6 protein-coding genes are annotated in these 14,352 nt (G+C 56.6%); all 6 read left to right on the forward strand.

The window, feature by feature from the left end; genetic code table 11:
• Window positions 1–31: 31 nt before the first annotated feature.
• A complete protein-coding gene (cheT, locus tag ABUK73_RS08640) occupies window positions 32–415 on the forward strand; it encodes a chemotaxis protein CheT (RefSeq protein WP_353576913.1) in 384 nt (127 codons plus the stop codon).
• 226 nt (window positions 416–641) lie between these two features.
• On the forward strand, window positions 642–2,693 hold the full coding sequence (locus ABUK73_RS08645; protein ID WP_353576914.1) for an O-linked N-acetylglucosamine transferase, SPINDLY family protein: 2,052 nt from the start codon (window positions 642–644) through the stop codon (window positions 2,691–2,693).
• A gap of 107 nt (window positions 2,694–2,800) precedes the next feature.
• Window positions 2,801–3,958 (forward strand): UDP-galactopyranose mutase, encoded by a 1,158-nt coding sequence (glf, locus tag ABUK73_RS08650; RefSeq protein ID WP_353576915.1) that lies wholly within the window; start codon window positions 2,801–2,803, stop codon window positions 3,956–3,958.
• Window positions 3,959–4,269: 311 nt separating this feature from the next.
• On the forward strand, window positions 4,270–11,439 hold the full coding sequence (locus tag ABUK73_RS08655) for a beta strand repeat-containing protein (RefSeq protein ID WP_353576916.1): 7,170 nt from the start codon (window positions 4,270–4,272) through the stop codon (window positions 11,437–11,439).
• A gap of 123 nt (window positions 11,440–11,562) precedes the next feature.
• Window positions 11,563–13,251 carry a flagellar basal-body MS-ring/collar protein FliF gene (gene fliF / locus ABUK73_RS08660; protein ID WP_353576917.1) on the forward strand — a complete coding sequence of 563 codons (1,689 nt, stop codon included), beginning with the start codon at window positions 11,563–11,565 and terminating at the stop codon, window positions 13,249–13,251.
• A 361-nt stretch (window positions 13,252–13,612) separates the two neighbouring features.
• The gene (gene visN, locus ABUK73_RS08665) at window positions 13,613–14,344 is read left to right on the forward strand and encodes a transcriptional regulator VisN (protein WP_353576918.1); all 732 of its coding nucleotides are present in this window, start codon (window positions 13,613–13,615) and stop codon (window positions 14,342–14,344) included.
• Window positions 14,345–14,352: the final 8 nt, after the last annotated feature.

The following is a 14,352-nucleotide window of genomic DNA, read 5'->3' on the forward strand; positions in this document are numbered from 1 at the left end:
TTCGGTTCGGCATATTGGCCACGGAGTATTCATGCAGATCGCAGAGAACGCGGAATTTTCAGCATTCGAAGAGGCGCTTCCCGACGTTCTGATGCGGGTCGTTTCCGAATTGCACGACGTGGCTTACCTCATCGAGCGTATAGAGCCGCAACTGCTTGAAGCGACCAATGGTGCAGTCTCGACCGAAGGCATGCGGCTCCTGCAAGGCATCGATCTTGCGGTTCAGAAAACGCGCGGTCTTGCGGAATTCATCGACACGATCACCGGCTTTATTCCGCTGGAATGGGCCGTCGATGTTTCCACGGCACTCAGCCTCGTCAAGCTTGCAGAAATGCAAAAAGCTCTTGGCGCTGGCTTGCGCCACGGCCATTCACAGCCACTCGACAAGGCTTCCGGCGATTTCGACCTGTTTTAGGCTGATAGGAATCGGCCAGTAAATAGACGCCAGATTTAAGAGAAGGGCACACTTGTGGTGCCCTTTTGCCTTTGTGTAACGAAAAATGTGTTGGATAAGGCGACAAAACGCACGGTTTTCGTGCAAGTAAAGCGCCGCACAAGCTTCAAAGTATTAATCTCGCCACCGGTTCTAAACAAATAGCGGTTTGTTGCCATCGTGCACGCCAGCTCCGGGGTTATGATTGATGAATACTGTGGCACATGGGGAATTTTCCAATTCGCTTCTGCAAAATCTGCTGGAGTTGGCGAGAACGCAACGTCTGGCTCTGACGGACGTGTTGAAATTCGCCGAAACCTTGGGCGCGGAAGGCCGCCTGGCCGATGCCGTGAAGCTTTACAAGACCTGGCTGGCATTCAATGATTCCCACCCCGGAATCCAGATGGTCTATTTCAACTACTCCGTCATACTGCGCCAGCTTGATGATATGCCGGGATCGATTAACGCCTTGCAGGCGGCATTGAAGATCGATCCCGTATTCGGGCCTGCCCACATCAATCTGGGCCGCGCTTATGAAGACAGTGGTCTGTCCCCGCAGGCCATCATGCAGTGGCAAGGCTTTGCCAACAGCACGGCCGAGACGACGGCGGACCGTCTGTCCTACCGGGTGATGGCGTTGCAGCACATCGGCCGCGTCATGGAAAATGCGGGCCTGCTTGAGGAAGCAGAGACTGTGCTCTGGCAGGCCTTGGAGTTGCGACCCGAAAAGAAGGAAACCGGGCAGCACTGGAGCGCTATTCGGCAGCGGCAGTGCAAATGGCCGGTTCTCACCCCGTCCAACCACGTCACCAAACGTCAATTGGTCGATTCCATGTCACCTTTGACGCTGGGATGTTATTCAGACGATCCGATGTTCCAGCTTGCTAAGGCCTGGGAATACAACAAGGGTTTCGTCGGACGTCTCGACCTTAGCAATTTCCCGCGCAACAAGGTCAAGCAGAAGTCCGGAACGGGCGCGCGCCTGCGCGTTGGCTATGTGTCCTCGGACCTGCGTGACCATGCCGTCGGCTTTGCGCTTCGCGAAGTGCTGGAGCTGCACGACAAGGAAAACGTTGAAATCTACGCCTATTATTGCGGTGACCCTGTTGCCAACGACCCAACGCAGACACGTATGAAGGCCGTTGTGGATGTCTGGCGCGAAATTGGTGGGCTCTCCGATGAAGAAGCCGCCCGTCAGATCGCCAAAGACGAGGTTGATGTTCTCATCGACGTCAATGGTTACACGAAACACGCCAGAACGAAGATTTTCGGCTATCGCCCGGCGCCTGTCATCGTCAACTTCTGTGGCTACCCCGGCTCGATGGGCAGCCCGTTCCATCAATATATGATTGCCGATCCGCAGATCGTCCCGGTCGAAAGCGAAATCTATTACACGGAAAAGGTCCTGCGCATCGCCTGCAACCAGCCGATTGACCGCAAGCGCATTATCGCTGAAAAGCCAACGCGTGAACAGGCAGGACTGCCAAAGGATGCTTTCGTTTTTGCCTGCTTCAATGGCATGCAGAAAATCAACGCCAGCACCTTCGATCAATGGACGAAGATCCTGACGGCAACACCCGACAGCGTGCTTTGGCTGCTGAGCGGCCACCAGAAAGCCGACGAACGGCTGCGACAACTGGCCGAAGAGGCCGGAATTGCACAGGAGCGCATCATCTTTGCGCCCAAGGCAGCGAATGCCGAGCATCTGGCACGCATCGCGGTCGCGGACCTCTTCCTCGATACCTTCCCCTACGGCGCGCATTCGACGGCAGCGGACTCGTTGACGGTCGGACTTCCGGTTCTCACCTTCCCCGGCAAGAGCTTTGCCGCGCGCTTCTGCAGCAGCGTCGTTGCCGCGACCGGCGTGCCTGAACTGATCTGCGATGGTCCCGAGGACTATGTCGCCAAGGCAATCGCTTATGCCAAGGCGCCTGCAACGCTGAAAATCGTCAGGGACAAGATTCAGGCCAACCGCGAGAAGAGCATACTGCGCGATATTCCGGGATTGGCACGCCGTCTGGAAGAGCTGTACTGGCAGATGCAGGGAGAAGCCGAGCGTGGAGAAACACCGGTTCCGGATTTGAGCAATCTGGACATCTATTACGAAATCGGCGCTGAACTCGTTCTGGAAAATCTGGAATTCGTCGATGAGCAAAGTTATCGCGCACGATATCTCCAGAAACTGCGTGAATGGCACGAATTCTCCCCCATACCGTTCGACAATCGGTTGTGGACCAGCGAGACCTCCGCTACGGCTTAAAAGCCAAAATCTAAGCGTTTTCATGCGGGCAACGGAATAATCAGGGCGTCTCAGCATTCAAAGGGAATGCAGGGCGCTCTGACATATCATTACAAGGCAGGTCGAGAGTGTCTCAGTCCAAGAAGATTGCTATTGTCGGAGCCGGGCTTTCCGGTGCCGTTATTGGTCGCGAACTTGCGCAAGCGGGTCATAAGGTCGATATCTTCGACAGGCGCGACCACATCGCCGGCAATTGCCACACGGAACGGGATGCCGAGACGGGCGTGATGGTTCATGTTTATGGCCCGCATATTTTCCATACCGACGATGCCGAGGTGTGGGAATACGTCAACCGCCACCAGACATTCATGCCCTACAAGAACCGCGTGAAAACGACGAGCAGGGGCCAGGTGTTTTCGCTCCCCGTCAATCTGCACACCATCAACCAGTTTTTCGACAAGACCTTCCGCCCGGACGAGGCGAAGGACTTCATCGACACGCAGGCCGACAAGACGATTGAAGACCCTCAGACTTTTGAGGAGCAGGCGCTTCGCTTCGTCGGTCGCGATCTCTATGAGGCATTTTTCCAAGGCTATACCCAGAAACAATGGGGTTGCTCGCCAACGGATTTGCCCGCGTCGATCCTCAAGCGACTGCCGGTGCGCTTCAATTACGACGACGATTATTTCTTCCATAAATTCCAGGGGATGCCGGAAACCGGCTACACGCCCATGGTCGAGCGTATTCTCGATCATCCCAATATTCGCGTGCACCTGAACAGCAATTTCACGCGGGATGATGTGAGCGGTTACGACCACACCTTCTATTCCGGCTCACTCGATGGCTATTTCGATTATGCCAATGGCCGCCTGGGCTATCGCACGCTTGATTTTGAACGCTTCACCTATGAGGGCGATTATCAGGGCTGTGCGGTGATGAATTACGGAGAAGTCTCCGTTCCCTATACCCGCATCACTGAACACAAGCATTTCTCACCTTGGGAAAAGCACGAGAGTTCAGTCTGTTACCGTGAATTTTCCCGTGAATGCGGCCCGGATGATGTTCCCTACTACCCCATACGTCTGGTGAAGGAAAAAGAGCAGCTTGCTCAATATGTCTCGCTTGCCAATGACGAGAACGGCATAACATTCGTGGGGCGGCTCGGGACATATCGCTATCTGGACATGGATGTGACGATCCGGGAAGCGCTGGATACATCCCGCCTGTTCCTTGCGCTTGCAGAAAAGCAAGAGGCAATGCCTTCCTTCCTCAACCCTCCGCTCTAACAATCGGCATCAAGTATCAGCCAAAGTAAATTTGTGGTCTCTGAGCCGTAGTGCTGGTCGCATTGCGGGGGGCACAACTGCGCCCTGACCATGGATACTCAGGGTTTCTATTTCGGAAAAACTGAAAGCTTCGCGCAAGCAACCAAACCTAGGATTGTCAACGGGGGATGCTGCCTTTGGCCTTTGGCCAAGTGGTGTTCTGCGTGACAAGGGGTCGGGAAGAACGCGCGTTTGTGTTCCGGCCTTCGTCTGAGGTCCTGCGGCCTCGACCGTTTGTTTTCGATATTTGAACTCGCGACCAAGGCCTGCACATGACATCGATCGTACCTTCTTACTCCACCAGCCAAATCATGAAACTGTCCACGGCGACGGTTGCCAGTTGGTCTGGAGAAGATGTGGCGGCGTTGTCGACCGAGCAGGTCAAGGTTCTTTCGTCAAGACAGATCAGCGCGTTTTCAGCCGAACAGATCGGCGCGCTGGAACTTGAAGACGTTCAGGCCATGAGCCCCAAGCAGCTCAGCGCGATTTCAACCAGCTCAATGGTCGGATTGACGCTGGACCAGATCAGCATTCTGAACAAACTCGCTCTTGAAGCCCTAAGCTCGGGGCAGGTGTCAGCATTTACCACCGAGCAGCTTGGGCATCTGACGCCGGATCAAGCTGAAGCGTTTACTCCTGCGCAAATTGGCGCGATGAGTTCCGATCAGATCGCGGCGCTTGAGCCAGAAGATCTCCAGACATTTTCAACAGCAGATATGGCCGCGATTTCCAGCAAGGGTATCGCAGGCTTAACGAGCTTTTCCCTTCTTTTGCTTTCGACGGAGCAGATCGGTGCCCTCAGCGGAAGCGCCATTCCCGGCATGAGTGTCGAGGTCTTCACGTCCCTTACGGATGAGCAGCTGGCATCGTTGAGCACAAATGCTGTTTCCAGGCTGACGACCGAGCAGCTCGGTGCGTTAAGTTCCTACCAAGTGAATGCGCTGACATCTGGTCAGGTTGCCGCGTTGAAAGCCGCCCAGATCACGGCCCTTGGTCCTGATTATATGAGTAACCTCTCTTCATCTGGTATCGCCGGGTTAAGTACGGCAGTTATCGCCAGCCTCACGACATCACAGATTGCCGCCCTGTCGTCAGATCAGCTCTCCGGTTTGACGACGAAACAGGTCAGCGTCCTCAAATCGACGCAGGTTGAAGTGCTGTCGGCCGACAATCTTTCGGGGTTTTCCGCAGCCCAAATCGCAGCCCTGGGTACGAGAGCCATTCCGGGCCTGACGACGGAGCAGCTTTCAAAGCTCTCGAACGACAAGGGCGAGGCGCTGACGGCGACTCAGGTCAAGGCGCTGAACTCCACGCAGATTCAAAGCCTAAGTGATGAGCAGATCAAGACCTTTTCAACTGCGGACATGGCAGCGATCACCAGCGCTGCGGCAGCGGGTCTGAGCACAGATACCGTTGCGGCTTTGACGGAGCAACAGGTAGCAGCGATCAGTGCCAATACTTTCTCCAAGCTCACTACTGATCAAATCGGAGCACTCAGCACTCTTCAACTCGCCGCTCTAACCTCTACGCAACTGGCGTCATTGACCTCTGCCCAGGCGTCGGTTTTTTCGAAAGACGATATCTCATCTTTCAACGCTTCTGCACTTGCATCCTTGTCAGGCAAAGCAATTTCCGGCTTCGATCCGGACGCCATAGCCAAGCTGACGACAGACCAGATCGCGGCTCTTTCCACCAGCGCGGTTGCCAAACTCACGACCGATCAATTGGCCGCACTCCCCACCGAAAAGATCGCAGCACTGACTGTGGCACAGGTCAAAGTGCTGAGTTCCACCCAGATTGGAGCCATCAGTGCTGAGGGAATCAACTCTTTCACGGCAGATGAAATTGCTGCGATTTCGACCAAGGCGATAGCGGGCCTCAGCACGGCTGCCGTGGCAGGTATCTCGACGGATAAAATTTCCTCTCTCAGCACTGCGGCCATCGCCGTGTTTTCATCCGAGCAATTCGCTGCCTTGACATCTGATCAGCTGGCCGAATTAACGAGCAGGCAGCTGGGCGCGATCAAAACCACGCAGATCAAGTCGTTGACGACGGACTATCTAAGCTCGCTTAAAGAGGACCGGATCACGTCCCTAAGCACCTCGGCGATTGCTGGCCTTTCGACCGCACAGGTCGCGGCACTGACCGTAGAACAGCTGGAAGCGCTCTCATCTGCACAGGTCAAGGCGCTCAGCTCGGCGCAACTCAGCGTTCTGGGAACAGCCGATATCGCCAAGTTTTCCACGGCTGATATTGCCGCAATCGGCTCCAAAGCCATTCAGGGACTGAGCACTGCGGTCATTGCCGCGCTCACATCAGATAAAATAGCAGCCATCAGCACAGCAGCCATAGCCGGGCTGACGGGAGACCAGCTCAATGTGCTTTCCAGCGAGCAGCTTGGCAAGCTCTCGAACGCGCAAGCCGGTCAGCTGACCGCAACACAGCTTGCTGCCCTGGATGCGACTGACCTGAACTCTCTGACGACGTCCGCTGTTTCCGCTCTTACCAGCAGGGCAATCACAGGGCTATCGGACTCTGTCGTGGCATCGCTGACAGCGGAAAACATCGCTGTGTTGAATACGAGTGCGATATCAAAACTGACGATTACGCAGATCGCAGCCTTGAGTTCGACGCAGGTTGCCGCATTGTCGACCAACCAGATCAAGGCGCTGAGCTCCACGCAAGTGTCTGCCCTAACGTCAACCTCTATCGCGGCCTTGGATACCAAACAGATTTCGTCGATATTGGCGAAAACTCTGGGCGCCCTGAGTGCGGATCAGATGTCCGCACTGTCAAGCACCCAGATCGCTGCCCTGTCTTCCTCCCAGGTCGCAGCTCTCAGCTCCGCGCAAATTGCCGGGTTGAAGGCTGAAAACATCAAGGGCATGTCCGCTGAAGCCATTGTCGGCATCAGCGCGTCCGGTGCCGCTGGCCTGTCGAATGATGCTTTGGGAGCGCTATCGACCGCCCAGATCGCGGCTCTTAACGTTAAAGCAGTTGCGGGCCTCAAGTCCGATCAGATCGCGGCTCTCACAACACTTCAAGTCAATGCCTTGACCACGATTCAGATCGGCGCGTTGAAATCGAGCCAGACAGCGGGCCTGGGTGCGGATGATATTGCGACGTTTTCAACGGCAGATATCGCCGCGCTCAATTCCAGTGCGATATCGGGCCTGAGTGAGGCCGTCGTCAAAGCACTGACGGCAGACCAGATCAAGAAATTGTCTACGACGTCGCTCAAGGGCATGACATCCGACCAGATCGACACCCTCAATACCGATCAATTGGCCGCCCTTAGCAAGGATCAGGTTTCGGCCATGAGCTCTGCTCAGATTGCCGCCATCGGTCCTGCCGAACTTGCATCGCTCACCACGACACAAATCTCGGGTATCAACACGACGGCGGTAAAAGGTTTGACGGACCGCCAGGTGGCGGCACTGAAAACCGAGCAATTGGCGGTGCTTTCCAAAGAGCAGATCGGCCAGTTGGGCTCTGCTCAAATCTCAGCACTTGGTACCGGCAATATAACGGCTCTAAGCACGCTACAGATTGCCGCCATATCGACAGCGGGAGTTTCTGGTCTCTCAAAACAGCAGATTGGCACACTTTCCAGCGAGAGCGTTGATGCGCTGACAAGCACGCAGATTGGCGCGCTGAGTGCCGACCAGCTGGAAGCCATCAAAGACATCAACATCAAGAACTTCACCAAAGAAGAACTTGCAGCCATCAGTTCCGGCGCAATATCCGGCCTGTCCACGGCTGCATTGGTTGCCATGTCTACGGATATCGCTTCCTTGAACCCGGCCAGCATCTCCGGATTGACCACCAAGCAGGTTGTTGCCCTGACCGCTGAGCAAGTTCAGAAGTTGACGACCAAGCAGGTTTCTTCCCTCACGGCTGACCAGGTTTCTGTTCTTCGGTCTGACGATATCGGCAAGCTTTCGACAGGGCAGATCGCTGCATTCAGCACGGGCGGTATTTCTGGTCTGACGACCGCGCAGATCGCAACGTTGAACACGGGGCAGGCTGAAGCCCTGACCTTGGTTCAAGTTGGCGTGCTGACAACTGCCCAGATAACCGCGTTGGGAGCAGACAATATCAAGAAGTTTTCCAATGAAGAAATTGGAAAGCTCAACATCGGTATCATCGATTCACTTCCGACAAGCACCATTGCTGCGCTGACAGCCGGCCAGATCGCGTCCTTGAGCACGGATGCTGTGGCAAGTCTGACCACCAGTCAGATTTCCGCCTTGAGTACGGGTCAGATCGCGTCACTATCGACCAAACAGATTGCGGCTCTGACTTCTCAGCAGCTCTCTGCATTCGGTGCGGACGATCTCGATTCTCTTTCCCCATCCGCCGTTGGAGCGATCAGCTCACAGGCGATTGCCGGATTGTCGTCCGATACAATTGCAACGCTGTCCACCTCAACATTGACGGCGCTGGGCACGGGCGGCATTGGCGGCCTATCGACCCGTCAGGTCGCAGCGCTGACAGACATCCAGATCAAGGCACTCCTGACCACCCAGGTTGCGGCCCTGTCGTCGCGGCACGTTGCAGCACTTGGGGCCGGTGTCGCCACACTGACAACGAGCCAGATTGCCGCTTTGAGTTCGGACGGTATCACCGGCCTGTCCACGGGTCAGATTGTGGCCTTGACGACCGAACAGGCAGAAGCGCTGACCACAGTGCAGGTCGCGGCACTCACCTCCGCACAGGTAGCGGCTCTGAGTACGGCTGATCTCGCTGTATTCTCGACAAAAGATATTGCTGCTCTTTCCAGCAATGGCGTTTCCGGTCTCTCAACTGAAACGCTAGCGAAACTGGACCCGTCCGTCATAGCAACCTTGTCACCGGCAAGTGTTCCTGGTCTGACAACAACGCAGCTTGCAGCCCTGACGACCGATCAGGTTAAAGCATTGACGACGGTGCAAGTGGCAGCTCTTGGTTCCAAGCAGGTCGCCGCGCTTGGAACGGTCGGTGTTGCCGCGCTTTCGACGGGTCAGATCGCTGCCTTGAGTTCCGCGGGCATCCCAGGTCTGACGGCAGAGCAGATTGGCGCATTGACGACCGTGCAGGTCGAAGCGTTCAATACGGCGCAGGTCGGACTTTTAACATCATCGCAGGTGAGCGCGCTGGGTTCGGACGATCTTGCCGTCTTCTCGACCGCCGAACTCGCAGCACTGACATCCAGCGCAATCCTTGGTCTTTCTTCAACCACGCTTGCCGGTCTGTCAGCAGACAGGCTCGCAGCTCTGGGGTCTGCCAGCATACCCGGCCTGTCGACCGGGCAGATCGGCTCGCTGACGTCCGCTCAGCTACAGGGATTGACGACGGCGCAGATCGCGTCTCTCGGTTCCAAACAGGTGGCGGCACTTGGCAGCGCCGGAGCAAGCGCTTTGTCCGCCACTCAAATCGCGGCCTTGAGCACTGCGGCCATTGGCGGGCTGACGACGGATCAGATCGCCGCGCTTTCGGTCGTCCAGATCGAGGCTTTCAACTCAGTGCAGGTTGCTGCGTTGACATCGACACAGCTAAGCGCCTTCGGTGCCGATGATTTCGCAGCGCTTTCGACAGATGAACTTGCGGCGTTGACGTCCACTGCGATCAGCGGCCTGTCCACGGACACGATTGCCGCTCTGCCCGTAGAACGCATCGCCATTCTTGGCACGGCAAGCATTGCAGGCTTGACCACGACGCAGGTCGCAGCCTTGACCAGCAAGCAGTTGGAAGCGCTGACGACCGTTCAGATGGGCGCGCTTGGTTCCAAACAGATTGCTACACTCGGCACCGCAGGCATTGCAGCGCTGTCCTCGGCACAGATCATGGCGCTGAGTACCGCGGGCATTGCCGGTCTTTCGACAGGGCAGATTGACAAGCTCTCGACCGATCAGGTCGAGGCACTGACACCAACGCAGATCGCTGCCTTGTCGTCCGCGCAATTGTCGGCCTTTGGCGCTGACGATATCGATCTCTTTTCCACCGATGATCTGGCCGCCTTGCCGTCCCATGTCATTCAGGGACTGTCCACGGCAGCTCTGGCGGCCATGTCCACAAGCAGGATCGCCATTTTGAGTACGTCGGGCGTTTCCGGCCTGACGAGCAACCAGATTGCGGCTCTCAGCCCTGATCAGGTGGAAGCGTTTACCAGCGATCAGGTCGCCGCACTTGGTTCCAGACAATTGGCGGCGTTGGGGCTTGCCCATCTCAAGACATTCTCGACTGCCGATCTGGCCGCGATCAGTTCTGCGGCAATCGTCGGCATTCCGACTGCAACACTGGCTGCGCTTTCCACCGAGATGGTCCACGCACTGAGTTCTGCAGGTATTTCAGGCCTGTCCACGGCGCAGGTCGCAGCGCTCACGGTCGATCAGATCACTGCGCTTTCTCCCACGCAGGTCGGGGCCTTCGGATCCCAGCAGGTCGCGGCTTTGAAGACGGCGGACATCGCCGCGCTCTCCACGGGACAGATCGCAGCGCTCAGCACGGGCGGTATTGCAGGCCTGACGAGCGATCAGGTTGCGGCGCTCAGCCTCGAGCAGATTCACATCATGTCGACGGGGCAGATCAACGCGTTTACCTCCACCGCGATCTCCGGACTGACGGCGGACGAGCTTGATACTTTGAGCCCGGCGCAGATCGGCGCGATCAGTTCTTCGGCCATTGGCGGGCTCTCCACCGATTTCATCGCCTCGCTGTCCGTTACGGAACTGTCAGGCCTTGGAACCGCGGGCATTTCCGGCCTCACCAGCAAGCAGGTGGCGGCGCTGAGCAAGGATCAGCTCGACTCCTTCTCGACGGCACAGATTGCGGCCTTGAGCGCCGATGGCTTGTCTGGCTTGACGACCGATGGCATGTCCACATTCTCGACGGCTGATCTCGCCGCCATTGCCTCCTCCGCGATCAGAGGGCTATCGACGGCGATCATTTCGGGGCTGACGACAGAATATATCAAGGTTCTGACGCCGGGTCAGGTCGGCTCTCTGGGCTATAATCAGGTGGTAACGATGAGCACGGCGCAGGTCGATGCCCTGACGACCACGCAGCTCAATGCGCTGACCGCCATTCAGGCCGCAGCCTTGGGTACCGAAGATATCGCCTTGTTCTCGACGGATGATATTATCGCCCTCAGCACAGGCGCAATATCGGGCCTTGCGACCAGTGCGATTGCCGTTCTGACCACAAGCCAGAGCGAGGCATTGACGCCCGCGCAGGTCGGCGCCTTGACCTCGAAGCAGATTGCGGCCTTGTCGAAGGAAAATATCGGCAAGTTCTCCACCTCCGATATTGCCGCCCTCAGCTCCTCCGGCGTCGCCGGTCTTTCGACCGATACGCTTCAGAGCCTGTCCAACCAGCAGATCGATACGCTGTTGAACACGCATATGGGCTCCCTGACCTCCGACCAGGTTGCGTCGATCATTTCACGCTACATGGCCGCGTAATGATATGGCGCGAGCGGCCTTGCTGGAAAAGCCAGTCGGGAAACGCTCGCGCAAGCTTCACCGTCTAATTTGCTATCGGGACCAGAAGGTCTCGACTCTTTTTGAATGACGGTGCGGGACAGAATGAATCTGTTTAATCAATTCCCTCAGGTTTTAAAAAATTTCGCGGCTCTGGGCCAGACGCGGCTTTTGGTGCTGGGTGGTGTGGGCGTTCTGTCCATGGCAATCATTCTCGCTGCCGCGCTCTATGTGAACAAGCCTGCTTACGAAACACTTTATGTTGGCCTCGAAACCATGGATCTGAACAAGATCAGCATCGCTCTTGCCGAGTCGAATGTTGACTTCCAGGTCGGTGCGGATGGGACCAGCCTTCAGGTACCCGTTGGTATGACAAGCAAGGCCCGGCTTCTGCTTGCAGAACGGGGCCTTCCAGACAGCACCAATGCTGGCTACGAGCTTTTCGACAATGTCGGTTCGCTCGGACTGACATCCTTCATGCAGGAAGTGACCCGCGTCCGTGCCCTCGAAGGGGAAATCGGGCGCTCTATCCAGCAGATCGACGGCGTTGCCGCTGCCCGCGTGCACATCGTCATGCCGGATGTCGGCAATTTTCGTCGTGGAGAGCAGAAGCCCACTGCCTCCGTCATGATCCGTGCTAGCACCTCTGCAGGCCGCAAGGCCGCTTCGTCCATTCGTCACCTCGTCGCCTCCGCCGTTCCCGGCCTTGAGGTCGATGACGTGACCCTGCTTGATTCGACCGGACAGCTTCTGGCCTCCGGTGATGATGTCGGTAACGGTGCACTGAACCGCTCGCTGACGCTGTCGCAAAACGTTCAGCAGGAACTCGAAGGCAAGATCGACAAGGCGCTTGCGCCATTTCTTGGCATGGATAACTTTCGCTCCACCGTTACGGCAGAGCTGAACACCGACAGCCAACAGATTCAGGAAACGGTTTTCGATCCCGAATCGCGCGTCGAACGCTCGGTACGCACGACCAAGGAAGATCAGAAGTCTCAGGAAACGACGCCGGATACGGCTGCGACCGTGGAGCAGAATGTTCCGCAGGCTGCCCCACAGGGTGGCGGTGGCGGTCCAAAGTCGTCGGATGAGAGCGCCAAAAAGGAAGAGCAAACCAACTACGAAATCAACTCGAAGACGACTGCGACCGTGCGCAATGGTTACACCGTCGACAAGATTTCGATTGCCGTGGTCGTCAACAAGGGCCGTCTTGCAAAGATGATCGGCGAACCTGCCGATCAGGCCAAAACCGATGCCTATCTGGCAGAGATGCAGAAGATCGTGGCATCCGCCGCCGGTATCTCCACCGCCCGTGGCGACGTGGTCACGATTACCGCGATGGACTTCCTCGAAACCCAGCTTCTCGATCAGGCTGTGGCCGGCCCGGGCGTGACGGAAGTGCTGAGCCGCAACTCGGCAGGCATCATCAACTCGCTCGCCTTCGTTGCCGTCGCCTTCCTCGTGGTCTGGCTGGGTGTGCGTCCGATCGTTCGCTCCATGTCCAACGGTTCCGCCGCGACTGCGGAGCTCGGCGCGGATGCTGCCGGTCTCGAATTGCCAGACTTCTCTCCTGCGCTGGGTGGCGCAGGCGGTGGTGGTGGCCTCATGGACGGGTTCGGTGCCGACTTCGGCTTCGACAGCACCGACGACCTTCTCTCCGGAGACAGTGGCGAGGGCGACTTCAATCGCCGGGTGCGCGAAGGACCGGAACGTCGTCTCTCCCGCATGGTGGAAATCAGCGAAGAGCGCGCTGCAAAAATCCTCCGCAAGTGGGCTATCGAAAAAGCAGCATAAATCAAAAAGGCCGGTCTCAAACCGGCCTTTATCCGTTTTATCTCTTGCATCGCGCAGGCGCACATGTTCTGTTTTAAAACGTAATTTACGCTTTGTTCATCAAGTCGACAATTTACGTTGGAATAATGAAATCAACTCTGTGCGAGGCCGAGAACATCAATATGCTTTCGGTTGCATGACAAAGAGATGAAAATGCGGGATTGCCTTCGACTGCTTATGGCGTTTCCCGTATCGTCTCCTAAAATATAATGATTCGGTCACCAGGGATGCGAAACGTGGGTACGTGTTTGTGTTTCTGAATGGAAATGATTTCCATCCCGGCTAAATGATCTCCGAAAGGAGAGTAAGAGGGCGTAGGCTATTGAAGGTGGATGTTGATGTTCGCAGGTTGTCGGCTGCGCCGTTTGATAGGTCGGTGAAGTCCTTGCCGCGCGATCAACTCATTCGAAATATCTCGGTTGCGGCTTCTGACGGCAACGTTACAGCCGCCGTGGAAATGCTTGCGTCCTTTGCAGGCGCATCGCATTATCTTCTCGCTCGCGAAGATCTTCTGCAGGAAGCGGGCCTCAACTTCATCATCACTTCCGACTGGCCTTTCGACCTCGTGCGACGCCTGGGCGCTGAGCTGACCAACAATCAGAACCGCGTTAGCGAAATGGAAAAGTGTCTCGCGCTCTTGAAGCCCCGCATGCTCTTCCTGCCTGACGATGCCGTCGTTGCCCACGGTCTGGACCGCAAATATTGCGCATTGACCTTCTGCGTCGGCCGCGTTCGCTTTTCGCTGTTGCTTTTGTTTGCTGAAGACAGCGTGCCCGTGGAGGACCGCTTGCGGGAGGCGGCCATGCTGACAGGATATTTCGCAAGCTCCGGCATCGTGGCGGAATCGCGCGTGGAGCGGGACATCGACCTGACAGAACGTGAGCTGGAGTGCCTTTTCTGGATTGCAGAAGGCAAGACCAGTGACGAGATGGCGACCATCCTTGGTATCTCTCGCAACACGATCAACAACTACATCACCAGCGTCATGCGCAAGACGGCAACCAAGACCCGCTCAGAGGCCATTGCCTATGCGGTTCGTAATAATCTCGTTTGAAGGTGCGT

Origin of the sequence: Agrobacterium vacciniicorymbosi, assembly GCF_040427045.1 — a bacterium.
In the GTDB taxonomy this organism is placed as follows: domain Bacteria; phylum Pseudomonadota; class Alphaproteobacteria; order Rhizobiales; family Rhizobiaceae; genus Agrobacterium.